Raw genomic sequence first — 24,864 nt, 5'->3', positions numbered from 1 at the left:
GCTCTCCTCAGAGCCTGCCGCACAGCCGGAGCAGCCGGAACGCCGAACGCCGGCCGGCCCAGTACGCGATGCACGCCACGATGGCGATAATGCCCAGAACCTTCACCGGACTGGACAATTGCTCCGCCGCGATTGACTTGGCGAGGCTCAGCGCATCCAGGCTGCCGTCCGGCGCAGCCGCCGAGACAGGCACAGGGACCGGTTCCGGCGCGGCCGCCGCCGAGACAGGCACAGGGATCGGTTCCGCCGCCGACGCGGGGACCCGAGCCGGGGTCGGTCCGGCAGGGGCTTCCTGCGCAGGGGGTGCTCCCTCAGTGAGCATGGCCTGCAGATTCTTCGCGAAGAGCGACATCATCTGCTCCGTGACGCTGCCAATCACCCCCTTGCCCATGGCCGCTGCCTTGCCGGACAGCGCCAGGTCTGCGCTGACGGAACCCCGTGTGGCCGCTCCGTCTTCGGCCAGCACCAGGGTGACGGTGGCCTCGGCGGTGCCTTGTCCGCGCGTCTCCTGGGCCTTGCCGCCAAGGACCGCACGATGTTCCGGGGCGTTTCGTTCAATGACGTTCAGCAGGCCCTTGTATTGCATCGTGACCGGGCCGAGCTTTACCGTCATGCCCACTTGGTAGGCGTCGTCCGAGAGCTTGTTCAGGATCCTGGCCCCCGGAAGGCAGCCGGCCACCCGTTCAAAGTCCATCAGCGTGTCCCACACCTGGCTTATCGGTGCGACCACCGAGAACGTGCTGTCAATGTGCATGGGCTGGTTCCTTGCCTCTCGCTCGTTCGTGCGTGTCCCGTGAAGGCGGCCCCTCGCCGCGAATGGCGGCAGCCACCTGCGCCAAGGCCCTGTAGCTGTGGCCGCTGACGAAGGCGTCGCAGTAGGGCAGGGCCGCCGCCATGCCGCCCACGAGGGGCCGGTACTGCGGGGCTGCCTTGCGCGGATTCACCCAGATGATCCGGTGGGCGAGCCGGCGCAGGCGGGCCATCTGCGCCGCGACCTGTTCCGGATCCTCGTAGGCCCAGCCGTCCGAAAACACCACCACCACAGCGCCCCGCGCCAGTCCGCGGCGGCCGTGCTCGTCGACGAAGCGCCGGAGGCATTCGGCGATCCGGGTTCCGCCGGCCCAGTCCGGCGCGGAGACAGCGGCGCGGGCCAGGGCCTGGTCCGGATCACGCAGGGCCAGTTGCCGTGTCAGCCTGGTCAGCCTGGTGGAGAAGACAAAGGCTTCCGCCCCGGCCCGGGTCACGGCGCCCTGCAGGAAGGATACGAAGACCCGGGAGTAGGGTTCCATCGATCCCGAAACATCGCAGAGCAACACCAGTTTGCGGCGCTGCTCGCGCCGGCGGGCATACAGCAGCAGCGGGGCGTCGGTCCCGGACCGGCGGGCGGCACGCACTGTCGCCCGGACGTCCAGGCTCGCCGTGCTGTGGGCCGACGTGCGCGTGCGCCGGCTCAGCCGCAGCGGCGTCGCGGGCTGCAGCGCCGCCGCCAGCCGCCGTACCTCCGCTACTTCCTCGGCGGAAAGCTCGGCAAAGGATGTCACCTGCAGGTGTTCGTCCGCGGAAACCATGGCAAGGACGGCCTCCCGGTCCGTGCGGCCGTCCTCCGCGGAGCCGTCCCGGCCGGGGAAGGCCGGGCGCGGCCGCTGCGGCGTGCCGGGGGCCGGGCCCGGCGTCTGGCTCCCTGGCGCTGCGGGCCTGGTCCGGAGCGCCGGTGCGGGCGGCGCCGCTGCCGCGCCGGGCACGCTGCCCGGATGGGCGGGGGCGGCGTTCCCGCGGAACACGGCCGCAAAGACGGCATCGAACACGGGCACCTGTTCGCGGGCGGACACGAGCACCACGCGGCAGGTCCAGTAGAGCTGCTCAAGCCGGGCCGGGGGGATCAGGTGGAGCGCCTCAGCCAGCCGCGCCGCCCGGTCCGGCGAGGTGGCCAGGCCGGCACTCCGGATGGCCGTGACGAACGCGGCGGACAAGGCGGCCGCCTCGACCAGTGGCGGCTGCGGCGGCTGATCGGTGGCACTGTTGTTTTGCGCGGGGCCGTTGTCTTCAGCCATCGGTGCCGTCCACGAGCCAGGCCGCGCCGCGGGAGCCGACGAGTTCGAGGTCATCGCGGTTCTTGACGATGGAGCCCCACGTCTGCTCGGTGGTGCCGGGGTCGATCCGCTCCACCCCCAGCACAGCCAGGGCCGAGACCCAGTCGATTGCCTCGGAGATCCCGGGCGGCTTGGCGAGGTCCAGGGTGCGCAGCCGGGTGATGACGGCAGCGGCCTGGAGGGCCAGCGGGCCGCTGCTGGCAGGAACCCGGCGGCGCACGATCTCGGCGATCCGGGCGGGTCCCGGGTAGTCGATCCAGTGATACAGGCAGCGGCGGGTCAGGGCGTCGTGAAGGTCCCGGGTCCGGTTGGAGGTCAGGATCACAATGGGGGGATGGGTGGCGCGGATTGTGCCCAGCTCCGGGATGGTGACGGCGGATTCGGCCAGCAGTTCAAAAGTGAAGGCCTCGAATTCGGCGTCGGCGCGGTCGATCTCGTCCAGGAGCAGCACGGCAGGCCGCGGGCCGGGATGTTCCAGCGCCTGCAGGAGCGGGCGCCGCAGCAGGTACTGGGAGGCAAACAGGTCCGTTTCCGTGACCTCGGTGTCGCGGACTTCGGCCAGCCGGATGCCGAGCAGCTGGCGCTGGTGGTTCCACTCATAGAGGGCCTCACCGGCGTCGATTCCCTCGTAGCACTGCAGCCGGTACAGCGGGGTGTCGAGGAGCTCGGCCAGCGCCTTCGCGGCCTCCGTCTTCCCGACCCCCGCCTCGCCCTCGAGCAGGATGGGCTGCGGCAGACGGACAGCCAGGAACAGCGCCGTCGCCAGTCCGACGTCAGCCAGGTAGTTGGTCCGGTCCAGCGCGGCCATCAGCGATCCGACATCCGGGACCCGGCGCCGCACGTCCTCCTCCGCGCCGGCCCGCGCCGCCGCCGTCATAGGGCCCCCAGCAGCCCGGCAAGGAGACGCCGGTAGTCGTCTTCGGTGTCGACGTCCGGGGGGACGGGGCCGGATGTACGGACCTCGACGACGTCGTCCGCCCGCTGTGCCAGGAGCTTCCAAACGGCTTTGTCCCCGTGCAGGGCGGCCAGGTCCGGCAGCAGGCGCCGGGCAAACGCCATCGGGTGGCCCACGCCGTCGTCGTAGCGGCACACCGCGATGCCGGCAGCGCGCGCAGAAGTGGGCTGCAGGGCGCCAAGCACGGCCCGGACGCTCGCGGCCCGGACACCGGGCTGATCGCCGAGCAGCAGGACGACGGCGCTGGTGTCCGGATGGAGGACGGCGAGCGCCGTGGCGATCGAGGACGCGCACCCTTCGCCGAAGTCCGGGTTGAGCACCACATCGCAGCCGCTGGTGTCCACGGTGCGCTCCACCTCGGCCGCTGCGCCGCCCAGGGCCAGCACCGTCTGGCCGAAGGCGCAGTCCCGGGCAGTCGCCAGGACGGCATCGAGCAGCACGCCCCCGCCGTAGGGCAGCAACTGCTTCGGCAGGCCCAGGCGCCGGGAACCGCCCGCGGCCAGGATGATGCCGGCGGTCCGGGGTCCGGGGCTTCCTGCCGCCCGCAACGGGTCAGGTCGTAACGGCATAGCGTTCCGGATCTTTGCGGAAGGCGGCCCGGCAGCCGGGCGAGCAGAAGTAGACGGCGGCCCCTTCGTGAACCAGGTGCAGGGACGATTCGAGGGCCGGGACGGACATGCCGCACACCGGGTCGACCGCGCTCGCCGGCCCCGATGGTGCGGGCTCGGATGGCGCGGGCTCCGATGGTACGGGCTCCGTGCCGAAGCTCGTGGCCGCCGCGGCAGCGGACGATGCAAGGGGCGGGGCGGCGCGCCGCGCCCTGGACCGTTCACCGACCAGCTGGGCGAGGATGGACAAGGCAATCTCCCCGGGGGTCCGGGCGCCCAGCTGCAGCCCGGCCGGTGTGAAAACCCGCCGCCGCAGGGCGTCGTCGACGTCGAGGGATTCCAGGACGGCGGCGCCGCGGGTTCGACTGGCCACGAGGGCAACGTAGGGGACGCCGGCCCGCAGGGCCGCTTCCAGGGCGCGCTCTTCCGCTTTTCCGTGCGAGGCGACAATCAAGGCCGCGTCATCCCCGCGGGGATCGGCGGATTCGCCGTCCGTCAGTTCGACTTCGAGGCCGACGCCGGAGCCGAGCGTTTCCAGGGCCTGCGCCACCGGCGTCGTGCCCACCACCACGACCCGGGGCGCCGGAATCCGCGGCTGGAGGAAGATCTCGATCGCCCCGCCGCTCAGGCACGGGTTGGTGACCTCGACGGCGCCTTCCTCCGCGGTGCGGGACGGTTCTCCGGGCAGCACCCGCAGCAGGAGGGGTTCCTGGGAGGCCAGGACCTGCCGGCTGTACTCGCGCACCGACTCCTCCACGCAGTTTCCGCCCACAAAGCCGTGGATCTCTCCGCTGGGCAGCACCAGGGCGGTGTCCCCGGCGTGGGCGCTCGTCGGATGCTGGGCGCGGACCACCGTGGCATGGACGAACGGCTCGCGGCGGCTGGCAAGTTCATCGGCCCTGGCGGCCAGGGATCCTGCGGTGGAGGCCATCAGATCGGCGGCCGGGCCCGGCCCTGCATGGCAGCCCAGACGCGGGCCGGGGTGCAGGGCATGTCCATATGCGTGACGCCGAACGGCGCCAGGGCATCGACGACGGCGTTGACGATCGCCGGCGGTGAGCCGACTGTGGCGGACTCGCCGATGCCCTTCGCCCCGATCGGGTGGTGCGGGGAGGGCGTGACAGTGAATCCGGTTTCCCAGTCCGGCACCTCCATGGCCGTGGGGATCAGGTAGTCCATGAAGGACCCGGCGAGGCAGTTGCCGTCCTCGTCGAACTCGATGATCTCCATCAGGGCCATGCCCACACCGTCCGTCAGCCCGCCATGCACCTGGCCTTCGATGATCATCGGGTTGATCCTCGTGCCGCAGTCATCCACCGCGATGAAGCGCCGCACTTTGACCTGCCCGGTGCCGGGATCGATGTCGACGACGCAGATGTAGGCGCCGAACGGGAAGGTCAGGTTCGGCGGGTCGTAGGTGACCTCGGCGTCGAGGTTTCCGTCCACGCCCTCAGGCAAGGCAATGGTGCCGTGGGCGCCCATGGCGATCTCGGCCATGGTCTTGCCGACGCTCGGGTCGCCTTTGACGAACCAGCGGCCCTTTTCCCATTCGAGGTCCTCGGGGCGGGTCTCCAGCATCGCCCCGGCGATCAGTTTCGCCTTCTCGCGCACCTTCCGGGCTACAAGGGCCACGGCGCCGCCGCTGACCGGCGTCGAACGGCTGCCGTACGTGCCCAACCCGAACGGGGTCTGGTCGGTGTCCCCGTGCACCACCTCGATGTCCTCCGGCGGGATGCCGAGTTCTTCCGCCACGATCTGGGCGAAGGTGGTCTCGTGGCCCTGGCCCTGGCTCTGCACCGAGATGCGCACCACGGCCTTGCCCGTGGGGTGGACGCGCAGTTCGGCGCCGTCGGCCATGCCGAGGCCGACAATGTCGAAGTGTTTCCTGGGCCCGGCTCCGACGACTTCCGTGAAGAAGGAAACCCCGATGCCCATGAGTTCCCCGCGTTCGCGTTTCTCGGCCTGCTCGCGGCGGAGGTCCTCGTATCCGGCGAGCTGCATCGAGAGGCGCATGGCGGCCTCGTAGTTGCCCGAGTCGTAGACCCAGCCGGTCTTGTTGGCATAGGGGAATTGTTCCGGCTTGATGAAGTTCTTGAGCCGCAGCTCCGCCGGGTCCATGTCCAGCTTGCGGGCCAGGATGTCGACCATCCGCTCCACGAGGTACACGGCCTCGGTGACCCGGAACGAGCACGCGTACGCGACCCCGCCGGGCGCCTTGTTGGTATAGACGCCGGTGACGGAGCAGTGGGCGGCCGCGAGGTCGTAGCTGCCGGTGAAGATGGAGAAGAATCCGGCCGGGTTCTTGGTGGGCTGGGCGGTGGCGTTGAACGCGCCGTGGTCGGCCAGCACGTGGGTGCGCAGGGCGAGGATCTTGCCGTCCCTGGTCGCCGCGATTTCGCCCTGCATGATGTAGTCCCGGGCGAACGAGGTCGACATCAGGTTTTCGGAGCGGTCCTCCACCCATTTGACCGGGCGGCCGGAGACGATCGAACCGACGACGGCGAGGATGTAGCCGGGATAGATCCCGACCTTGTTGCCGAAACCGCCGCCAATATCGGGGGAGACGATCCGAATCTTGTGCTCGGGGATGCCGGCGACGATCGCGAACAGGGTCCGGTGCGCGTGCGGTGCCTGGGTGGTCTCGTAGAGCGTCAGCTTGCCGTTGACGGCGTCGAAATCGGCGACGGCGCCGCACGTCTCCATCGGGGCGGGGTGGACCCGCGGGTAGACGACCTCCTGGCTGACCACAACATCCGCGGCGGCGAACACCGCATCCGTTTCGGCCTTGTCGCCCATCTCCCAGTCGAAGATCCGGTTGTCCGTCCGGCCCTCGATCTCATCGCGGATCACCGGGGCGTCCGCGTCCAGTGCCTTGCGGGCGTCCACCAGCGGGGGAAGGACATCGTATTCGACGTCGATCAGCTCCAGGGCGTCCCGGGCGGCGTAACGGTCCTCGGCCACGACAAACGCGACTTCCTGCCCCTGGAACCGGACTTTGTCGGTCACCAGCACGGCCTGGACATCCGCCGACAGCGTCGGCGCCCACGCGAGCTTCAGGCCCAGCAGGTCCTTGCCGGTGATGACTGCGACCACTTTCGGATGCGCGAGGGCGTTAGTGGTGTCGATGGACACGAGCCGGGCGTGCGCCACCGGAGCCCGCAGGATGGCGCCGTGCAGCATTCCCGGCAACACGATGTCATCCAGGTAGTGGCCCTTGCCGCGCACGAAGCGCGGGTCTTCCTTCCGCTGGATGCGGCCATAGCCGATCGGGCGGTCCTCGTCGCCGGCGGCCGGGTTTGACTGCCGGTCATGGATGACGGTCATGCCTTCACCTCCGTGTCTTCTGTCTCCGCCGCGACATCCGGGACGGCGGTGTCGGCGGTGTCCGTGTCGGCCAGGCCGGAGCCGGCCGGATGGGCGGCGGCCCACTGCACCGAGCGGACAATCGTGGCGTAGCCCGTGCACCGGCAGATCTGCCCGGAAATGGCCTGCCGGATCTCGGCGTCGTCCGGGTGCGGATTCCTATCCAGCAGCGCGCGGGCCGTGAGCATCATCCCCGGGGTGCAGAAACCACACTGCAGCCCGTGCTCTTCCATGAAACCCTGCTGGACGGGGTCGAGGGTGCCGCCGCTGGCCAGCCCCTCGACGGTGCGGATGTCGTGCCCCGCGGCCATGGCGGCCAGGACGGTGCAGGACTTCACGGGCTGTCCGTCCATCAGGACCACGCACGTCCCGCAGTTGCTTGTGTCGCACCCCCAGTGCGTACCGGTGAGGCCCAGGACCTCGCGGATGTAGTGGACCAGGAGCACCCGGGGCTCAATCTCGCTCGTGACGTCGGTGCCGTTCACGGTCATGCTGATCTGCATCGGCTTCAGCCTTCCTGCATCTGGGCGGCGCGGGCACAGGCCCGCCGCAGTACCCGTTGGGTGAGCTCATCGGCGAGATGCCGCTTGTAGTCGACCGGGCCGCGCTGGTCAGCCACCGGATCGCAGGCCTCCGCTGCCAGCCTGCCCGCCTCGGCGAACAGCGCCTCGTCCGGATGCCGGCCGCGGAGCACCGCGGCGGGCCCGGTCAGGGGGTGGTCGATGCCCAGGGCGGTGAGCCCGACGGCGGCGTCATCGACAGTGCCGTCCGCGGCGAGGGTGACGGCGGCACCGGCGGCACCGACTGCCCAGTCTCCGACCCGGCGTTCGACCTTTTCATAGGCACTGCCCGACCGGGGACGGATGCCGAACCTGAGTTCGCAGAGCAGTTCATCGTGCCCGACCGCGGTTTCATAGGGGCCGCGGTGGAACTCGGACATGGACAGGATGCGCTCGCCGCCTGGTCCGCGGATCACGGCCTCGGCGCCCAGGACCCCGCAAACCGTGGAGAGGTCCTCGGCCGGGTCGGCCTGGCAGAGCGAGCCGCCAATGGTGCCGCGGTTGCGGACCACGGGGTCGGCGATCACCTGCTCGGCGTCCCGCACGATGGGGAACATCCCGGCCACCTCGTCCGACTCGAGCAGGGTGGTGTGGCGCGTCAGGGCGCCGACCCTTAGTTTGTTGCCGTCACGGAGGATGAAATCGAGCTCGTATAAGTCATTGATGTCGATCAGCCATTCGGGCCGGGAGAGGCGGAGCTTCATCATCGGCAGGAGGCTATGCCCCCCGGCCACCACCCGCGATTCGGGTCCGTACCGGGCAAGGAGTTCCAGGGCGTTCTCCACCGTAGTGGCGCGCACGTAGTCAAATGGAGCCGGAATCTGCATAGTCCCTACCTCACTCCGAAAGGCCGGCGGCGTGGAGCAGCGGCTGCCTGGCGCCGGATTGACGTCAGTCTTGCCGCGGCCTGGCGGGGCTGTCAATATCGTCATAAGCGAAAGGTTATGAAGCCGTGGCGATGACATTGGGACAGTTGCGGACGTTCGCCCTGGTGGCCAAGCTGGGTTCCCTCCATGCGGCCGCCGTCCAACTCGGAGTCAGCGAACCGGCAGTATCGACGGCGCTCGCCGCACTCAGGCAGGATCTGGGCGACCCGCTCTTCGTGCGCGCCCATGGCGGGATTGCGCTGACTCCCGGCGGCCGGGCGCTCGCCGAACATGCCCAGGACATCGTGGGACTGGCGGACCGGGCCCGGTGGGAGGTGGCACATGCCCAGACCGAGACCGGGCGGCTGAAAATCGTGGCGACGGCGCCGTTTGCCGAGCACGCGGCGGGGCGCCTCCTGGACCTTTTCACCCGCCGGGTTCCCGGGGCTTCCGTCGATGTGGTGGTGGAGGAAGCCGAGGACATCGCCTCGCTGATGCTCGAACGCGTCTATGACATCGCTTTGGGGGCCAGGCCCGCCGTCCGCAACGGCTCCCTTGCCAACGGCACTGGCGACGTCGGCATCGACTCCGTCCCGTTCCTGCGGTACCAGCGGATCGTCGTGGCGGCCGCCGGACATCCGGTCGCCGCCCTCCACGGGCCGGTCGCGCCGGCCGAACTGGTGCGCAGACCCTGGTTTGCCGGGCCCGCCGGCATCCAGGCGGCCAGCGAGGAGGGCCGCTGGCTGGCCGCCCAGTCGGTGGCGCCGGAGATCGTCCGGTTGAGCAGCGAAACGGAGGCCCTGGCCGCAGTCAGGGCCGGAGAGGGAACCATGCTGGCGCTGGGGCATATTGTCCGGGCTGAAATCCGCAGCGGTTCCCTGGTCCGTGTGCCGGTAGCCGGAACGCCGATCTCCGGACTCTGGTGGGCCAGTACCCTGGACCGCGGCCGGGCCACCACCATGGCGCGGACCCTCCAACGGTTTGCCGGCACCGCCGACGCCACCGCGGCCATGGTCGCCCCCGGCGGTTCCCGAGGGCTGGAACGGCGGGGATCCAAGTTCCACGTGGCGCTCTGGAGCTGAGGGGCCGCCGACGTGCCGCCTGCCGCCGTGCCGCTGTGTCGCGTTGCGCAAGGCCGGGGGCGGGTGCTACCCCTTGAGGGTTAGACGATCCATCCACCCTGCGAGAAGGAGTAGCAATGACGTTGTCCCGAGACGAAGACAGCTCGCTGCGGCATTGGAGCAGCCGGCTGATCCAGGCGCTGCAGATCCTCGACCTGGAAGTCGACCACGAAAAGATCGTCCAGGTGGCAGAGGAATCGGTCAAAGCCGTCGGGCCGCATGCGGACGCCATCAGTGCGTTCATCGTGGGCTACGCGGCGGGTACTGCGTCCACCAAGGGCCGCAAGGGCACGCAGGAGGCCGTGCACGCCGCGTCGAACAAGGTCATCGAGCTCTGCGAACATGGCGAGTCGGGCGGCCCGGACGAGAAAGGCTGGGCCAAGAGGGCCCAGTAGCACGGCCCGCGAGCACCCTGGAAGCACGCGGGACCTGATGCACAGGGATCACGCCATGCGCGCGGTCCGCAGCCACTGGACATGCTCCGCGGTGGGGCGCAGGGACGGGCATGTTGGTGTTATGTCCACTCGCCGGGGCCGGGGCGGGGCATGTCCGGTGGTGCGGACTGGCCCGGCCCCGGCTGGCGGGTGCCTAGGGTGAGGCCACCCGGGCAGGGGCTGTTGCCGCGCCGACGAGCGTCTGGTCCAGGCTCGGCTCGAGCCGGACGATGACTGCCTTCGAGACTGGCGTGTTGCTGCCTTCGGCCGTGTGGTTCAGCGGCACCAGCACGTTGGCTTCGGGGTAGTAGGCAGCAGCGCAACCGCGTGCCGTGGGGTACGACACCACACGGAACTTGCGCACCACGCGTTCCTCACCGTCGTCGTATACGCCGCGGACGTCCACGTACTGCCCGTCCGCAAGGCCGAGCTCGGCGATGTCGTCAGGGTTCACGAACACCACATGGCGGCCCTTCTTGATGCCACGGTAGCGGTCGTTGTGCGAGTAGATGGTGGTGTTGAACTGGTCGTGGGAGCGCATGCTCTGCAGGATCAGGGTTCCCTCCGGCCGTTCGACAAGTTCAAGATCATTGACTGTCAGCACGGCCTTGCCGGTGGGCGTGGGGAAGGTGCGGGAGTCGCGGGGACCGTGGGCGAGGATAAACCCGCCTTCCTGCCGGATCCGCTGGTTGTAGTCCGTGCAGCCGCCCACCACGCGCGAAATGTGGTCCCGGATGAGGTCGTAGTTCTTCTCATAGCCGTCCCAATCGGCCCTGATCTTGTCGCCCACCAGGAGTTTGCCCAGCCGGCTCACGATGGCCGGCTCAGAGAGCAGATGGTGGGACACCGGCTCGACGCTGCCCCAGGACGGGTGCACGGCGCAGACGGTGTCCTCCACCGACACGAATTGGGGACCGGATTCCTGGATATCGATCTCGGTCCGGCCCATCGTGGGGAGAATCAGGGCCTCTCGGCCCGTCACAGTGTGCGAGCGGTTCAGCTTGGTCGAGATCTGCACCGTCATCTCCGTGTTTTGCATCGCAGCCTCGGCGGCGTTCGTGTCCGAGATGGCACCCACCAGGTTGCCGCCCAGGGCGACGAATACCTTGATCTCGCCCGCGCGCATCTTGTTGATGGTCTCGACGGCGTCCGCGCCGTGTTCGCGGGGCGGCTCGAAGTCGAACTCCTCGCCGAGGGCCTCCATGAAGGACTGCGGCATCTGCTCCCAGATGCCCATGGTCCGGTCGCCCTGCACATTGCTGTGCCCGCGGATGGGGGAGGCGCCGGCGCCCGGCTTGCCGATATTGCCGCGCAGCAGCAGGAGGTTGATGATCTCCTTGATGGTGGCAACACCCTTCTTCTGCTGCGTGATGCCCATGGCCCAGGTGATGATGACTTTCTCGGCCTTGAGATAGCGGGCGGCCAGCTCATCGATGTCCTCGCTGCGCAGGCCCGTGGCCTCAAGCACTGTGCCTTCATCCAGCCCGGCGAGATGTTCCTTGAGCTCATCGAGCCCCTCGCAGTGTTCGGCCAGGAAGGGGTGGTCCAGGACTGTCCCGGGGTTCTTGGCCTCGGCGTCGAGCACGCGCTTGGACACGGCCTGCAGCAGCGCCATGTCGCCGCCGATCCGGATCTGGAGGAACTGGTCTGCAATCTGGACGCCGTGACCGACGACCCCGTTGACCTGCTGCGGGTTCTTGTACCGGCGCAGGCCTGCTTCGGGGAGCGGGTTGACGGCCACGATCTCGCCGCCGTTGCGCTTGCACGCCTCAAGTTCGGTCATCATCCGGGGGTGGTTGGTGCCGGGGTTCTGGCCCATGATGATGATCAGGTCGGCTTTGGCGTAGTCGTCGAAGCTGACCGTCGCCTTGCCGATGCCGATGGTCTGGCCCATGGCCCAGCCGGAGGATTCGTGGCACATATTGGAACAGTCCGGCAGGTTGTTGGTGCCGTAGCCGCGGACCATGAGCTGGTAAAGGAAGGCAGCCTCGTTAGAGGTCCGGCCGCTCGTGTAGAACGCCGCCTGGTCGGGGGAGTCCAGGCCCTTGAGCTTGTCGGCCACGAGCCGGAGCGCCTCGTCCCAGCTGACCGCCTTGTAGTGGTCCTCGCCGGCGGCCTTGTACACCGGTTCGGTCAGGCGGCCCTGCATGCCGAGCCAGTACTCGGTCTGGCTGCGCAGGTCGCTGACGGCATTCTCGGCCCAGAAAGTTTCGGGAACCACCACCGGGGTCGCTTCCCAGGTCACCGCTTTGGCCCCGTTCTCGCAGAACTCGAATGCCTTGCGGTGGTGGGGATCCGGCCACGCGCAACTCGGACAGTCGAAGCCGTCCTTCTGGTTCATCGCCATGACTGTCTTGCGGGTCCGGTTCAGTCCCATCTGTTCGATGGCCGGCTTCATGGAGTGGTACACGCCCGGGACGCCGGCGGCCCAGCTTTTCGGCCCGTCCCCGACGACGAGATCCTTTTCGGACGGTTCCTCGATATGAGGAGTCTTGCGAGTCACGTGAACTTCCCTTCTGCAACCACCACCCGGATTGGCGGCGTGCTGATCTGCCACTCTGCACCTTACCGTCAGGCCTATCAGCTTGATCGGAGCGCCGCAAGCAATTGCCCTGGCCGGGGCAGACTACCGGCCGGCCACGAGTGTGTCCCGGATCTCGCGGCGCAGGACCTTGCCGATCAGCGAACGCGGCAGCTCATCCACCACGGCAACGCGGCGCGGCACCTTGTAGGCGGCCAGGTTCTCCCGGGCAAACGCCAGCAGCGCCTCCGGGTCCAGCCCGGAGCCCGCGGACTGGACGACGGCGGCAACCACGTCTTCGCCGCCGCCCGGGCGGGGCAGTCCCACCACACACACGTCCCGGACACCGGGGCACCCGGAGAGGACATCTTCAACTTCCGTGGGGGAGACGTTGAAGCCCCCCGTGATGATCAGTTCCTTGATCCGGTCCCGGACGGTCACGAAATCATCCTTATCTACCGAGACGATGTCACCGGTCCGGAACCAGCCGCCCTCCAGCAACGCCTCCTCGGTCTCCTTCGGCCGGTTCCAGTAGCCGGCAAAGACCTGCGGGCCGCGGACCAGGAGCTCGCCCTCCTCTCCCGGGGCACGGTCCAGGAGAACGTTCCGCGGGTCCACCACACGAATGTCCGTCAGGGGAAACGGGACCCCCACGGTTCCCGGTTTCCGGCTGGGACCGAAGGGGTTGCCCAGGGCTATCGGCGAGGTTTCCGTCAGCCCGTAGCCCTCGATCAGGTAGCCCCCGGTCGCCTTCTCCCACGTGTCCACCGTCGCCGTCGGTAGGTTCATCGCCCCCGAGATGGAAAAGCGGATGCTGTCCAGCGCGATACCGCGCTCGGCGGCTGCGGCGGCGATGCGGTCGTAGATCGGCGGCACCGCCGGCAGGAATGTGGCAGGCGACTTCCTGTGCGCCTTCAACACAAGGTCGACGTCGAACTTAGGGAACAGCACCAGTTTCGCGCCGATGCTCAGGGCAAACGTCATGCACAGCGTCAGTCCGTAGGCGTGGAACATGGGCAGCACGGCGTACACGGTTTCCCGGCCGTCCTTGAGTCCCGGCACCCAGGCGCGGCCCTGCGCGGCATTGGCCTGCAGATTGGCATGGGTCAGCATGGCGCCTTTGGGCCGGCCCGTGGTGCCGCTGGTGTATTGGATGACGGCCAGGTCAGTGGCGGCCGGGCGCGGATGCTTTTTCTTCAGGTCGCCTGCGCCAAGGAGGTCTTTCCACGCCAGCACGGTCCGGCGCGCTGGCTGCGCCACGGGCCGGGGCGTGTGCTTGCCGGCGGTCAAGGCGGCGCGGGCGGCGCGGGCCGCCGGCACGGGGAGCCGCAGCGCGACCCGTTGCAGCAGCGGCATCGCCGGAATCAGCTCAACGGAGACGATGCTCTGCAGCCCGACGTCGGCCGGCAGTTGGCGGACCTTGTCCACGGCCTTGTCCCAGACAATGGCGACGGTGGCACCATGGTCCTCGAACTGGTGGCGCAGCTCTCGGTCCGTATATAAGGGGTTGTGTTCGACGACCACGGCGCCCAGGCGCAGTGCCGCGTGGAACGCGATGATGTGTTGCGGGCAGTTCGGCAGGACCAGCGCCACCCGGTCACCGGCCCGGACGCCGAGCTTCCTCAGGCCCGCGGCCGCCTTGTTGATGGCGGTGCCGAGGTCCCGGTAGCTGGTACGCGCCCCGAAGAATTCCAGGGCGGTCTTCTTCCCGTAGCGCCGGACGGATGAGTCCATCAGGTCGACGAGGGACCCTTCCGGGAGCTTGAGGCAGGCGGGAACCCCGGGGCTGTAGTGGCGGGTCCAGGGGCGGGCGGGAGGCTTGGGCCCTCCGGATTTGGTGCTCATGGTGTGTCCTTGCCACTGGGCTGCGCTGTGCTGGGCGGTGCCGGGCTGCCGGCCTCGGGCCCGGCCGGGCCCGTCAAGAAATCCTACCGGGGGGCGGCCCCGCCTGGACGCGTGCCGCAGAGGCCCCGGCGGCGGCCGGCGCCGGCCCGGAGGTGACTTTTGGCCCTTGGCACCCGGCAGGCCCGGGCGGAAGCTGGGGCGTACACCGCGAGCCGCGGGTCCGCGCACTTCTCTGGGGTCGTTCAGGACACAGGTTCACGCTGGTCACAGGTTTGCGCAGGTCACAGGTCCGCGCGCCATCAACGCGCAATTTACGCAAGAAGAAGGTCCACGGGGGCGCCATGAAGCACCAGCAGCCGAGCCTGAACTTCCTTGGTGCCACCGACACCGTGACCGGTTCACGCTACCTGATCGACGCCGGCGGCGGGCGCGTGCTGGTGGACTGCGGACTCTTCCAGGGCTATAAGCGCAGCCGCGAGCGCAACCGGGCGCCCTTTCCGGTGCCGCCGCGATCCATCGACGCCGTGGTGCTGACCCACGCGCACCTGGACCACACCGGATATGTCCCTGCTCTGGTCAGAGACGGGTTCGGCGGCCCCGTGTACGCCACGGCCGGCACCACAGACCTATGCAAACTCATCCTGCCGGACAGCGGCCACCTGCAGGAGGAGGAGGCCCGGTACGCCTCGCAGCGGGGGTCATCCGCGCATGATCCCGCCCTGCCCCTCTACACGGCTGCGGACGCCGTCGCGTCCCTCAACAGATTCAAAATCGTCGAGTTTGATGTTCCCCTTGACCTTGGCGGTGGCATGGAGTTGACGTTCGTGCCGGCCGGGCACATCCTGGGGGCCGCCCAGGTGCACGTCCGGGTTGGCTCCCAGTCCGTGCACTTCACCGGGGACCTGGGCCGGGCCGATGACCCGTTCATGTATCCGCCCCGTCCGCTCGGCGAAACCGGCATCCTGGTGACCGAATCAACCTACGGCAACCGGAAACACTCCACGGAGGATCCGGAGAAGCTGCTGGGAGAGATCATCAACCGCGTCGCGAAACGCGGAGGGGTCATCATGTTTGCCGCGTTCGCCGTCGGCCGGGCCGAAACGCTGATGCTGTACATCTCCCGGCTCGTGCGCAAGGGCGCGATTCCTCGCATCCCGGTCTACCTCAACAGCCCCATGGCCATCGACGCCTCCGAAATGTACCAGCGCCACCCCGAAGAACACCGGCTCAAGCGGGAGGAGTACGTGGACATGTACAAACTGGCCAAACTCACCCGCACCGTGGACGAATCCAAGTTGCTGAACCTGCGTGGCGGCCCCATGATCATCATCTCGGCCAGCGGCATGCTGACGGGCGGACGGATCCTGCACCACGTCGCGGCGTACGGCCCCGACCCGAAAAACGCCATCATCCTCAGCGGCTACCAGGCCAGCGGCACGCGGGGGGCCACCCTTGCTGCCGGCGAACGCGAGTTGCGCATCTACGGGGAGGACGTCAAGGTGCGGGCCGAGGTTATCCAGATGGAAAGCCTGTCCGCGCACGCCGACGGCGACGCTATCATCGCGTGGATGAGGACGGCAGAAGCAGCGCCCCGCATGACCTACATCACGCACGGTGACCCGGACGCGTCGGACGCCCTGCGTGTCAGGATCAAACGCGAACTCGGCTGGCGGGCCAGGGTGCCCGAATACCTGGAGACGATCGACATCGAGGATCCGCGATGAACCCCGAGGCCGTCACACGGTCCACCGTGTTGAAAGAGGTCCACGATCTCGCCCGGCCGCTGAAAACCGATCGGGACCTCAGCGGCCTCGTGAGGCGCGCGGCCGACTGCCGTTTTGTAGCCATCGGCGAGGCCTCCCACGGCACCCACGAGTTCTACACCTGGCGCGACACCCTCAGCAGGCGGCTCATCGCGGAGGAAGGCTACAACTGGATTGGGGTGGAAGGGGACTGGCCCGACTGCTGGCGCATCAACCGCTGGGTCCGCGGCCAGGAGGGGAAGGACCAGGGCGTCCACGCACTGCTGGCCGGCTTCGAACGCTGGCCAACCTGGATGTGGGCCAACGAGGAAGTCGCGGCGTTCCTGGACTGGCTGCGCAGCTGGAACCTGGCCAGGCCGCTGGACAAACGTGTCGGCTTCTACGGACTGGATGTCTACTCGCTCTGGGATTCGCTGCGCGAAATCATCGGCTGGCTGCAGGCCAACGTTCCCGACGCCGTCCCCGCGGCGGAGCGCGCCTGGCAGTGCTTCCTGCCCCACCACGAGGACCCGCACCAGTACGCCTGGAGCACGCGGCTGGTGCCGCAGTCCTGCGAGCCCGACGTCGTGGCCCTCCTGACCGAGGTCAGGAACCGGGCCTTCAGCCCCGGCCGGCATGAGGAGGACGCCTTCGACGCCGTCCAGAACGCTGAAGTCGCGGCCAACGCCGAGCACTACTACCGCATCATGGTCCGCGGCGACAGGCAGTCCTGGAACGTCCGCGACCACCATATGGCCGACACCATCGACCGGGTCAGCAGGCACCTCGGGCCGGCGTCGAAGGGACTGATCTGGGAACACAACACACACATCGGCGATGCCCGGGCCACCGACATGGCACAGGACGGCCTGGTCAACGTCGGGCAGCTGCTGCGCGAACGCCACGCGGGCGAAGGCGTGCTGCTGGTCGGCTTCGCAGCCCACCGCGGCTCCGTGCTCGCCTCCGACGGGTGGGGCCGCCCCGAACGCATCCTGACGGTGCCGGAAGCGCGCCCGGGCAGCCACGAAGACTTCCTGCATCAGGCCCTGGGGGTGCCCTCAGTGCTGGTCTTCGGCGATGACCGGACCGGGCCGTGGCTCTCGACACGGCTCGGACACCGGGCGATCGGCGTCGTCTACCACCCGGAACGGGACGCCGGAAACTACGTTCCGACCCGGATGGGGGAACGCTACGACGCACTCATCTGGCTGGAACACACCGCAGCGCTGCGTCCGGTGCACCATGAAGGCCCGCCCCGCGAACCGGAGTTCGAGACCGAGCCCACCGGATTCTAGGCCGGTGTGCATTCCAGGAAAGCAGGAATCAGCATGAGCAAAGCAATCATCGTCGGCATCAACGGGTCCGCAGGCAGCAACGCCGCCCTGGCCTGGGCCCTTGACCGGGCCGCCCGGGACAAGCTCCCGGTCACGGTCGTCCACGCGGTGGACGACCGCTGGATGTCACCGGACTTTCAGTACCACGAGATCATCCGGGAATCGGGGATGGAACTGCTTCGGGACGCTGAGACGGCCGCCCGTGAACAGGCCCCGGACGTCACTGTGGACATCCAGCTCCGTCATGGCAGCGGCGGCTCGGTGCTCCGGGAAGTCTCCAAGGAGGCAGCCATGATCGTGGTTGGCGGCCATGACAAACATTGGATGGGCGGCGGTCCCATGACGGACCGGGCCCTGCAGATTGTCTCGGCCTCGGAATGCCCGGTAGCCGTCGTGCCGGCGAAACCGGCCACCGGGGCAAAGGGCGTCGTGGTCGGCGTGGACGGCTCCGAGGAGTCGCTGCAGGCCGTCGCCTTCGCGGCCGCCGAAGCTGATCGGGGTGGAGACGAGCTCACCGTGGTCCTCGCGTTCAAGAGCCCTGCCCGGTGGGTCGAGAAGCAGCTGCCGACCAGTGGTCTCGCCGAGAGCATCGTCGAAGAGGACCGGATTGTTCTCGCCGAGTCGGTCGCCGGGCTCGGCGACAAATACCCCGACCTGGTGGTCCATCAGCGCCTTGAGACGAACACCGAACCGGCCAAGGCCCTCGTGGATATCGCCGCCGACGCCAGGGAGTTGGTGATCGGAAGTCGCGGACGTGGCGGGTTCTCCCGGACAGTGCTCGGCTCCACGGCGCACGCTGTGCTCCTGAACGTGCCGTGCCCCACCATCGTCACGAAGGTGCATAAGGTCAAGCACGGGGACTGACCGCCCGGCAAGCACCCCGTTGCCGGCAAGGTCCCGGAACGGGCCGGAGAGGCCCCTTTTGGAGGGGGCTTTCCGGCGCCGCCAACGGATGGGAGGATGATGCCGTGGACCCCTTCTTCAATTTCATCACGCACTTTTGGTGGCTCGTCTTTCCCCTGAGCGGACTGGCCGGCGGGTGGGCGCGGTCCTGGTCCAAAGCCGCCGAACGCCGGCACCGCCGCCGCGTGGAGCTTTACACGCTCAAGAACCAGGCGGCGCAGGCAGAGCAGGCCAGCCAGACCGATGTGCTGGCCCTCATGAAGGCGCACGACACTGTCAACAAGCGCTGGCTGGATTACGAACTCGACGTGGGGAAGCTGATCGACTACCCGGTCATGACGGATGTCCGGGAGCCCCTCACCGTGGCCTTCCTCCGGGCCAAACGCGAGGCCGACGGGCTGCGCCCCGCCGCCCCGGCGGAAGTCAGGACCGCCGCGCGGCTCGCGGAGTACCGGGCGGCCGTGACCAGCTTTGAGCTCGCATTCGACGTCGCCGAACGGGAAGCCAAACGGATCAGGGACAGCAAGTTCACCGGTCCCGAACGCCAGCGGCTCGAGACAGCCCGGAAACTTCTGCGGATCGCATCGGACGCGGCCGCAACTCCCGCCGAGCGGCAGACGGCCTACCGCCGCGCCCGCCGGGAACTCGACGGGCTCATCGTGCTGCCCGAGGCGACGCTCGCGGCGCTGGAGGACAGGATCGCTTCGATGCTTGGCGCGGGCCCGGCGCCTGACGTCCGCCGGGCCGTCTGAGCTGGGCCTTTTCCAGTGGAGCCGGGCGGTGCCAGCTGTGACCGGCATCGCACCGCCGCGGTGAAGGCCCGTGCCGCACAGGAGGACTAAATTTAGGGACTTCTGGCATGTTTTGCCCAGCCGTCTTTCCCACGTACCATCGATAAGGTTTCAAATCGCGTTAGCGCCACCGAATTCATCTGATCAGGCATCGAATGGACGTGGTGGCCATGCAGCAACGGGGATGTGGAACTGCCGACCGTGAACACTTCAGATTGGGCAACAGGTGGAAATCACCGTAATGGTGGCGCTAGTGATATCGCTGGCGCTGTTCTTCGACTTCACCAACGGATTTCATGACACCGCGAACGCCATGGCTACCCCCATCGCAACCGGCGCCATCAAACCGAAAACAGCAGTTGCCCTCGCGGCGGTGCTGAACCTCGTGGGAGCGTTCCTCTCCACGGAAGTCGCCAAGACCGTCTCGGGCGGCATCATCAAGGAAGGCTCGGACGGGGTCCAGATCACCCCGGACATCATCTTCGCCGGGCTGATGGGCGCCATTCTCTGGAACATGATCACCTGGCTCAAGGGCCTGCCGTCCAGTTCCTCCCACGCGCTCTTCGGCGGCCTGATCGGGGCTGCGATTGCCGGTATCGGCATCCACGCGATCAACTTTGAGTCAATCCTCCAAAAGATCATTCTTCCCGCGGTGTTCGCCCCCGTCATCGCGGGCGGCGTAGCCTACTTGTGCACGCGGCTGGCGTACGCCCTGACCGCCCGCCATGACCCCGAAACCGGGGACAAGCTCACGCAGAAGCGCGGCGGATTCCGGACTGGTCAAGTCTTCACGTCCAGCCTCGTGGCGTTGGCCCACGGCACCAACGACGCCCAGAAGACGATGGGCATCATCACCCTGGTCCTGATCTCCGCCGGCCTCCAGCCTGCCGGCTCCGGTCCGGAGTGGTGGGTTATCACCGCCTGTGCCTTCGCCATCGCGATCGGCACGTATTCCGGCGGGTGGCGGATCATCCGCACCATGGGCTCGGGACTCACCGAAGTGAAGCCCGCCCAAGGCTTTGCCGCCGAGACCAGCACCGCCACAGCCATTCTGGCGTCCTCGCACCTGGGCTTCGCCCTGTCCACCACGCAGGTGGCCTCCGGCTCCGTCGTGGGCTCCGGCATGGGACGCCGCGGCACTACGGTGCGGTGGGGAACCGCCGGCCGGATTGCCATCGGCTGGCTGTTCACGCTGCCGGCCGCTGGAATCATGGGCGCGCTGACGGCTCTGCTCGTGCAGACCGGGGTCGTAGGCGTGATCATCGCGGCAACTGCCGGCACCGCCGCAGTGGCCTATATGTTTGTGCGCTCACGGAAGTCGCCTGTGGGCAGCAACAACGCCGTCGAGATCGAGGAAGTCGGCCAGGCCGTGCAGTTCCGCAAGAAAAAGTCCGCCACCAAGTCGATCAAGAACGGCGGTGCCCAGCGATGAAATGGCTGGAACTGTTCAGCGTGGCGAGTGCCACGCTTGTGTCCGCTGTCACCGTGGTAGTTCTCTACTCCCTCGGCGTCCGCCTCACGGCCATCGCGGGGGACACCCGGACCTCCCCGGCGGCCTGGACCCGACCACTCGCTTACACGTGCTTCGCTTTGTGCGGCGCCGCCATTCTCTTCGGGCTCTACCTGATCATTCCTTACTTCCACAAGTAAGCCGCTGCCCGCATCCGGGTCCGGTTGCCCGTGAGTTTCCGGCTGCCGCGTGGGGGTCGGCTGACCGTGCCTTCGGGGGATGGGACACCGGCCACCGCAGTGGCTAGGCTGGGGCCATGGTTAGCTTCCAGTACTTCGTGGCGTCCTCACTCGACGGGTTCATCGCCACTGCCGGCGACAATCTGGCCTGGCTGCTGCAGTTCGACGGCTTTGAGGGCGGACAAGACAGCTATGACGCGTTCATAGCCGACGTCGGCTGCATCGTCATGGGCGGCGAGACCTACGCGTGGCTTCGGGAGCATGAACCGGACACCTGGCCGTATCCGGGCACACCCTCCTGGGTCTTCACCCGCCACGAGCACGCCGCCCCGAAGGGCGCGGATGTGACGTTTGTGCGCGGGGCCGTAGGCGCGTTCGTGGACGACTTCAAAGAAGCGGCCGGCGGCCGGAACGTCTGGGTTGTGGGTGGAGGCGTGCTCGCAGCGCAGTTCGCTGACGCCGGGCTGCTGGACGAACTGATTGTCTCGGTCATTCCGGTGGTCCTGGGCCGCGGCAAGCAGTTGCTGCCCATGGCGGGCCCGACGCCGCCGCTCGAGTTGACATCTTCCCGCACCTTGGGCCGGGGCATCGTGGAACTGCGCTACCGCTTCCCGGCCCGGCCCTAGCCGGATCCGGCGCCGCCGGGCCGGTCGCCCAGCGCGATATCGCGGATCTAGGGCGCGATATCGCGGATAAGGTTCGTGATCCGGGCGGTGGAGAGCCGGCGGCCATGCTCGTCGGTCATCACGATCTCGTGGGTGGTGAGAGTCCGGCCGAGGTGGATGGCCGTGCACGTGCCGGTGACGGTGCCCTCCGAGATCGCCCGGTGGTGCGTCGCGCCGACCTCGATCCCCAGCGCCTGACGGTTGGGCCCGGCATGCATGCCCGCCGCGAAAGAACCCAGGGTTTCGGCCAGGACCACGTGGGCCCCGCCGTGCAGGATGCCTGCCACCTGGGTGTTCCCCGCCACCGGCATGGTGGCCACAGTGCGTTCCGGGCTCATCTCGAGGAAGCGGATCCCCATCTTCACCACAAGGGCTCCGACGCCGTACTGGCCCAGCCAATCGTGCATCTCCTCGGGAACACCGGCCGCCGCGAGCTCGGCCGCGTAGGGGCCGGGCGTGAAATTGTCCATCATGGGAACTAGGCTGGCACCTGTGAGTGAAACTACCAAACCGGCCCTTGTCCTCGAGAATGCAGCCCCCCTTTCCGCGGACGCCGCGGCAGACCAACTCCTGGCAACTGAGCCGGATTCAGGGGTTGCGGCCAAGCGTGCCGGAAAATCCAGCCGGGCCGCGGCGTCGGTTTCCGCCACCGAGGCCCCCGTGATTCCGATCACCGACCAGCCGCGGCTACTCGTGCTCGATGGGCACTCCATGGCGTTCCGGGCATTCTTCGCCCTGCCCGCGGACAAGTTCTCCACCGCCACGGGCCAGCACACGAACGCCGTCCACGGCTTCACGTCCATGCTGATCAACCTGATCAAGGAGCAAAAGCCCACTCACGTGGCGGTCGCCTTCGACGTCTCCGATGACACGACGCACCGCAAGGCCGAATACAGCGAGTACAAGGGCGGACGCAACGAGACCCCCCGGGAAATGAGCGGCCAGATCGACCTCATCGACAAGGTCATGGGCGCCTGGGGCATCAAGACCATCAAAATGCCCGGTTGGGAAGCTGACGACATCCTGGCCACCCTCGCCGCAATGGGGGAAAAGGCCGGTTACGAAGTGCTGCTGGTCTCAGGCGACCGAGACGCCTTCCAGCTCATCACCGACAACGTCTTCGTCCTGTACCCCAAGAAGGGTGTCAGCGATATTCCCCGCATGGACGCGGACGCCATCCAGGAGAAGTACTTCGTCAGCCCGGCCCAGTACTCGGACCTCGCCGCCCTGGTGGGGGAATCCGCGGACAACCTCCCCGGCGTTCCCGGCGTCGGCCCCAAGACGGCAGCGAAATGGATCAACCTTTACGGCGGTCTGGAGGGGGTCCTGGAGAACCTCGACGCGATTGGCGGGAAGGTGGGGGACTCGCTGCGCGAATACGTTGACGACGTCAAGCGCAACCGGCGCCTCAACAGGCTGCACACCGACCTGGACCTGCCAGTGACGCTGGAGGAACTCGCTGACCCGCGGCCGGACCAGGCCGCCCTCGAGGAGTTGTTCGACGCCTTGGAATTCAAGACCATCCGGACCCGGCTCTTTGCCCTCTACGGCAGTGAAGTTGCGGAAGCCGAGCGGGAAAGCCTTGAAACGCCCGGCTTCATGGTCCCGTCGGACGCAGCAGAGCTCGGTGCGTTCCTCACGGCCGGCGCCGGCAAGCGCTCCGCAGTGGCGGTCGATCTCGTGCCCGGCCGGATCGGCGAGGACGCCGCCGCGGTGGCGATCGTCCGCGACGACTCCGCCGTCTATATCGACCTGGCCAGCCAGGACGCTGCCGCCGAAAACGTCCTGGCGGCGTGGCTGCGGGACGCCCAGGCGCCCAAGGTGATGCACGGGTTCAAGGCTGCCCTGAAGGCCCTTCACGCCCGCGGATTGCAGCTGGAGGGCGTGGTGGATGACACCTCCATCTCCGGCTACCTCATCCAGCCCGACCGCCGCAGCTATGAACTCGCCGAGCTGGCGCAGCACCACCTGAACATCTCGGTGTCCACCGAGGCGGCCAAGGCAGGCCAGCTTGAGCTGGCGTTCGACGGCGACGACGCCGCCACCGCCGGCGCGCTGGTCCACGTGGCCGCCGTCGTCCAGGCCCTGAGCCGCTTCTTCGAATCAGAACTGACGGAACGCAAAGCCCAGGACCTGCTCACGACGCTGGAACTGCCCGTCAGCCGCGTCCTCGCCGATATGGAACTCGCGGGAATCGCCATCGACATGCCCCGCATGGACGAGCAGCTGTCGGATCTCGCCAAGGTGATCGACAACGCCCAGGAGCTGGCGTTCGCCGCGATCGGCCACGAGGTCAACCTTGGTTCGCCGAAGCAGCTCCAGACCGTGCTGTTCGACGAACTCCAGTTGCCGAAGACCAAGAAAATCAAGTCCGGCTACACCACCGACGCCGCGTCACTCAAAAACCTGCTGGAAAAGACCGGGCACGAATTCCTGGTCCAGCTCATGGCGCACCGGGAGTCGTCGAAGCTGCGCCAGATGCTGGAGTCGCTGAAGAAGTCCGTCACGGAAGACGGCCGGATCCACACCACCTACGCGCAGAACGTCGCAGCTACGGGCCGGATCTCGTCCAACAACCCCAACCTGCAGAACATCCCGATCCGCAGCGAGGAAGGCCGGCGCGTCCGTGGCATCTTTGTGGTCAGCGACGGCTACGAGTGCCTGCTCTCCGCGGACTACTCGCAGATCGAAATGCGCATCATGGCGCACCTCTCGGGCGACGCCGGCCTGATCCAGGCCTACAAAGACGGCGAAGACCTCCACCGGTTCGTGGGCTCGAACATCTTCCATGTGCCCACCGATGAGGTGACCAGCGCCATGCGGTCCAAGGTCAAGGCGATGTCCTATGGCCTCGCGTACGGGCTGACCTCGTTCGGTTTGTCCAAGCAGCTGGAGATCTCCGTTGACGAGGCGCGGACCCTCATGAAGGACTACTTCGACCGGTTCGGCGCCGTCCGCGACTACCTCCGCGGCGTGGTGGACCAGGCCCGGATCGACGGCTACACCGCCACCATCGAGGGGCGCCGGCGCTACCTCCCGGACCTGACCAGCACCGACCGCCAGCTGCGTGAGAATGCGGAGCGCATCGCGCTGAACTCGCCCATCCAGGGATCGGCGGCTGACATCATCAAGCGCGCCATGCTGGGTGTGCACGCGGAACTGGCGGCACGGGGCCTTAAATCGCGCATGCTCCTGCAGGTCCATGATGAACTTGTCCTCGAAGTCGCCGCGGGTGAGCGCGAGGCCGTGGAGAAGCTGGTGACCGAGCAAATGGGCTCGGCCGCGGACCTCAGCGTTCCGCTGGACGTCCAGATCGGCATCGGCTCCAGCTGGTACGAGGCGGGGCACTAACGCTGGACCGGTATCGGCAAGGTTTC

General features: G+C 68.0%; 21 protein-coding genes. 10 read left to right on the top strand and 11 right to left on the bottom strand.

Annotated features, from left to right (window positions below; translation table 11 throughout):
- Positions 1 to 7 precede the first annotated feature (7 nt).
- From AC1DRO_RS02510 to AC1DRO_RS02475, 8 genes are read right to left on the bottom strand one after another with little or no spacing between them, the layout of a single operon-like run.
- A complete protein-coding gene (locus AC1DRO_RS02510) occupies positions 8 to 754 on the bottom strand; it encodes an SRPBCC family protein (protein WP_476949674.1) in 747 nt (248 codons plus the stop codon).
- Positions 744 to 2,051: a vWA domain-containing protein gene (locus AC1DRO_RS02505; RefSeq protein WP_476949673.1), complete on the bottom strand. Its 1,308-nt coding sequence runs from the start codon at positions 2,049 to 2,051 to the stop codon at positions 744 to 746. The genes AC1DRO_RS02510 and AC1DRO_RS02505 overlap by 11 nt, the downstream gene beginning before the upstream one ends.
- A complete protein-coding gene (locus AC1DRO_RS02500) occupies positions 2,044 to 2,967 on the bottom strand; it encodes an AAA family ATPase (RefSeq protein ID WP_476949672.1) in 924 nt (307 codons plus the stop codon). Before AC1DRO_RS02500 ends, AC1DRO_RS02505 begins: the two co-directional genes overlap by 8 nt.
- A complete protein-coding gene (locus AC1DRO_RS02495) occupies positions 2,964 to 3,614 on the bottom strand; it encodes a nucleotidyltransferase family protein (protein WP_476949671.1) in 651 nt (216 codons plus the stop codon). Before AC1DRO_RS02495 ends, AC1DRO_RS02500 begins: the two co-directional genes overlap by 4 nt.
- Positions 3,598 to 4,584, bottom strand: coding sequence for an XdhC family protein (locus AC1DRO_RS02490; RefSeq protein WP_476949670.1), 987 nt, complete (start codon positions 4,582 to 4,584; stop codon positions 3,598 to 3,600). Before AC1DRO_RS02490 ends, AC1DRO_RS02495 begins: the two co-directional genes overlap by 17 nt.
- Complete coding sequence (locus AC1DRO_RS02485; protein ID WP_459384834.1) at positions 4,584 to 6,977, bottom strand: aerobic carbon-monoxide dehydrogenase large subunit; 2,394 nt, start codon at positions 6,975 to 6,977, stop codon at positions 4,584 to 4,586. Before AC1DRO_RS02485 ends, AC1DRO_RS02490 begins: the two co-directional genes overlap by 1 nt.
- Complete coding sequence (locus AC1DRO_RS02480; RefSeq protein WP_476949669.1) at positions 6,974 to 7,519, bottom strand: (2Fe-2S)-binding protein; 546 nt, start codon at positions 7,517 to 7,519, stop codon at positions 6,974 to 6,976. Before AC1DRO_RS02480 ends, AC1DRO_RS02485 begins: the two co-directional genes overlap by 4 nt.
- Before the next feature lie 5 nt (positions 7,520 to 7,524).
- Complete coding sequence (locus tag AC1DRO_RS02475) at positions 7,525 to 8,403, bottom strand: FAD binding domain-containing protein (RefSeq protein ID WP_476949668.1); 879 nt, start codon at positions 8,401 to 8,403, stop codon at positions 7,525 to 7,527.
- 131 nt (positions 8,404 to 8,534) lie between these two features.
- Here AC1DRO_RS02475 and AC1DRO_RS02470 point away from each other — a divergent pair, with 131 nt between their 5' ends.
- Together AC1DRO_RS02470 and AC1DRO_RS02465 are read left to right on the top strand one after the other, a co-directional pair.
- Positions 8,535 to 9,524 (top strand): LysR family transcriptional regulator, encoded by a 990-nt coding sequence (locus AC1DRO_RS02470; protein WP_476949771.1) that lies wholly within the window; start codon positions 8,535 to 8,537, stop codon positions 9,522 to 9,524.
- A 116-nt stretch (positions 9,525 to 9,640) separates the two neighbouring features.
- On the top strand, positions 9,641 to 9,958 hold the full coding sequence (locus tag AC1DRO_RS02465) for a DUF6457 domain-containing protein (protein WP_028276814.1): 318 nt from the start codon (positions 9,641 to 9,643) through the stop codon (positions 9,956 to 9,958).
- A 193-nt stretch (positions 9,959 to 10,151) separates the two neighbouring features.
- Here AC1DRO_RS02465 and AC1DRO_RS02460 read toward each other — a convergent pair whose 3' ends face one another.
- Both AC1DRO_RS02460 and AC1DRO_RS02455 read right to left on the bottom strand, forming a co-directional pair.
- Positions 10,152 to 12,500: an FdhF/YdeP family oxidoreductase gene (locus AC1DRO_RS02460; protein WP_476949667.1), complete on the bottom strand. Its 2,349-nt coding sequence runs from the start codon at positions 12,498 to 12,500 to the stop codon at positions 10,152 to 10,154.
- A 123-nt stretch (positions 12,501 to 12,623) separates the two neighbouring features.
- On the bottom strand, positions 12,624 to 14,363 hold the full coding sequence (locus AC1DRO_RS02455; RefSeq protein WP_476949666.1) for a long-chain-fatty-acid--CoA ligase: 1,740 nt from the start codon (positions 14,361 to 14,363) through the stop codon (positions 12,624 to 12,626).
- A 341-nt stretch (positions 14,364 to 14,704) separates the two neighbouring features.
- Here AC1DRO_RS02455 and AC1DRO_RS02450 point away from each other — a divergent pair, with 341 nt between their 5' ends.
- The 7 genes from AC1DRO_RS02450 to AC1DRO_RS02420 all read left to right on the top strand — a co-directional run bounded on the left by AC1DRO_RS02450 (position 14,705) and on the right by AC1DRO_RS02420 (position 21,448).
- The gene (locus AC1DRO_RS02450) at positions 14,705 to 16,087 is read left to right on the top strand and encodes an MBL fold metallo-hydrolase (RefSeq protein WP_476949665.1); all 1,383 of its coding nucleotides are present in this window, start codon (positions 14,705 to 14,707) and stop codon (positions 16,085 to 16,087) included.
- On the top strand, positions 16,084 to 17,400 hold the full coding sequence (locus AC1DRO_RS02445) for an erythromycin esterase family protein (RefSeq protein ID WP_476949664.1): 1,317 nt from the start codon (positions 16,084 to 16,086) through the stop codon (positions 17,398 to 17,400). The genes AC1DRO_RS02450 and AC1DRO_RS02445 overlap by 4 nt, the downstream gene beginning before the upstream one ends.
- A 33-nt stretch (positions 17,401 to 17,433) precedes the next feature.
- Complete coding sequence (locus tag AC1DRO_RS02440; RefSeq protein ID WP_476949663.1) at positions 17,434 to 18,303, top strand: universal stress protein; 870 nt, start codon at positions 17,434 to 17,436, stop codon at positions 18,301 to 18,303.
- Between the two features lie 104 nt (positions 18,304 to 18,407).
- On the top strand, positions 18,408 to 19,094 hold the full coding sequence (locus AC1DRO_RS02435) for a hypothetical protein (RefSeq protein ID WP_476949662.1): 687 nt from the start codon (positions 18,408 to 18,410) through the stop codon (positions 19,092 to 19,094).
- Between the two features lie 265 nt (positions 19,095 to 19,359).
- The gene (locus AC1DRO_RS02430; RefSeq protein WP_243177754.1) at positions 19,360 to 20,565 is read left to right on the top strand and encodes an inorganic phosphate transporter; all 1,206 of its coding nucleotides are present in this window, start codon (positions 19,360 to 19,362) and stop codon (positions 20,563 to 20,565) included.
- The gene (locus AC1DRO_RS02425) at positions 20,562 to 20,783 is read left to right on the top strand and encodes a hypothetical protein (RefSeq protein WP_028276822.1); all 222 of its coding nucleotides are present in this window, start codon (positions 20,562 to 20,564) and stop codon (positions 20,781 to 20,783) included. Before AC1DRO_RS02430 ends, AC1DRO_RS02425 begins: the two co-directional genes overlap by 4 nt.
- 116 nt (positions 20,784 to 20,899) lie before the next feature.
- Positions 20,900 to 21,448, top strand: a complete 549-nt coding sequence (locus tag AC1DRO_RS02420) for a dihydrofolate reductase family protein (protein WP_476949661.1) — start codon at positions 20,900 to 20,902, stop codon at positions 21,446 to 21,448.
- Positions 21,449 to 21,495: 47 nt separating this feature from the next.
- On the opposite strand, the gene AC1DRO_RS02415 is transcribed toward AC1DRO_RS02420, so the two are convergent.
- Complete coding sequence (locus AC1DRO_RS02415) at positions 21,496 to 21,960, bottom strand: hotdog fold thioesterase (RefSeq protein ID WP_476949660.1); 465 nt, start codon at positions 21,958 to 21,960, stop codon at positions 21,496 to 21,498.
- Between AC1DRO_RS02415 and polA the strand changes: the two genes are divergently transcribed.
- Complete coding sequence (gene polA, locus AC1DRO_RS02410) at positions 21,959 to 24,838, top strand: DNA polymerase I (RefSeq protein WP_476949659.1); 2,880 nt, start codon at positions 21,959 to 21,961, stop codon at positions 24,836 to 24,838. The two genes, AC1DRO_RS02415 and polA, sit on opposite strands and share 2 nt — an antisense overlap.
- The last annotated feature ends 26 nt before the right edge of the window (positions 24,839 to 24,864 follow it).

This window comes from Arthrobacter sp. P4_F11, assembly GCF_056401395.1.
The sequence above is the reverse complement of the archived record's forward strand: the minus strand, read 5'-3'. Positions and strand labels throughout refer to the sequence as shown.

Excerpts from the sequence above, each read along its gene's own strand:
- AC1DRO_RS02465 (WP_028276814.1), top strand. The coding sequence starts at position 9,641 with ATGACGTTGTCCCGAGACGAAGACAGCTCGCTGCGGCATTGGAGCAGC.
- AC1DRO_RS02440 (WP_476949663.1), top strand. The coding sequence starts at position 17,434 with ATGAGCAAAGCAATCATCGTCGGCATCAACGGGTCCGCAGGCAGCAAC.
- polA (WP_476949659.1), top strand. The coding sequence starts at position 21,959 with ATGGGAACTAGGCTGGCACCTGTGAGTGAAACTACCAAACCGGCCCTT.
- AC1DRO_RS02455 (WP_476949666.1), bottom strand. The coding sequence starts at position 14,363 with ATGAGCACCAAATCCGGAGGGCCCAAGCCTCCCGCCCGCCCCTGGACC.
- AC1DRO_RS02500 (WP_476949672.1), bottom strand. The coding sequence starts at position 2,967 with ATGACGGCGGCGGCGCGGGCCGGCGCGGAGGAGGACGTGCGGCGCCGG.
- AC1DRO_RS02415 (WP_476949660.1), bottom strand. The coding sequence starts at position 21,960 with ATGATGGACAATTTCACGCCCGGCCCCTACGCGGCCGAGCTCGCGGCG.
- AC1DRO_RS02425 (WP_028276822.1), top strand. The coding sequence starts at position 20,562 with ATGAAATGGCTGGAACTGTTCAGCGTGGCGAGTGCCACGCTTGTGTCC.
- AC1DRO_RS02485 (WP_459384834.1), bottom strand. The coding sequence starts at position 6,977 with ATGACCGTCATCCATGACCGGCAGTCAAACCCGGCCGCCGGCGACGAG.
- AC1DRO_RS02450 (WP_476949665.1), top strand. The coding sequence starts at position 14,705 with ATGAAGCACCAGCAGCCGAGCCTGAACTTCCTTGGTGCCACCGACACC.
- AC1DRO_RS02470 (WP_476949771.1), top strand. The coding sequence starts at position 8,535 with ATGACATTGGGACAGTTGCGGACGTTCGCCCTGGTGGCCAAGCTGGGT.
- AC1DRO_RS02505 (WP_476949673.1), bottom strand. The coding sequence starts at position 2,051 with ATGGCTGAAGACAACGGCCCCGCGCAAAACAACAGTGCCACCGATCAG.
- AC1DRO_RS02445 (WP_476949664.1), top strand. The coding sequence starts at position 16,084 with ATGAACCCCGAGGCCGTCACACGGTCCACCGTGTTGAAAGAGGTCCAC.
- AC1DRO_RS02510 (WP_476949674.1), bottom strand. The coding sequence starts at position 754 with ATGCACATTGACAGCACGTTCTCGGTGGTCGCACCGATAAGCCAGGTG.
- AC1DRO_RS02490 (WP_476949670.1), bottom strand. The coding sequence starts at position 4,584 with ATGGCCTCCACCGCAGGATCCCTGGCCGCCAGGGCCGATGAACTTGCC.
- AC1DRO_RS02420 (WP_476949661.1), top strand. The coding sequence starts at position 20,900 with ATGGTTAGCTTCCAGTACTTCGTGGCGTCCTCACTCGACGGGTTCATC.
- AC1DRO_RS02475 (WP_476949668.1), bottom strand. The coding sequence starts at position 8,403 with ATGCAGATTCCGGCTCCATTTGACTACGTGCGCGCCACTACGGTGGAG.
- AC1DRO_RS02480 (WP_476949669.1), bottom strand. The coding sequence starts at position 7,519 with ATGCAGATCAGCATGACCGTGAACGGCACCGACGTCACGAGCGAGATT.
- AC1DRO_RS02495 (WP_476949671.1), bottom strand. The coding sequence starts at position 3,614 with ATGCCGTTACGACCTGACCCGTTGCGGGCGGCAGGAAGCCCCGGACCC.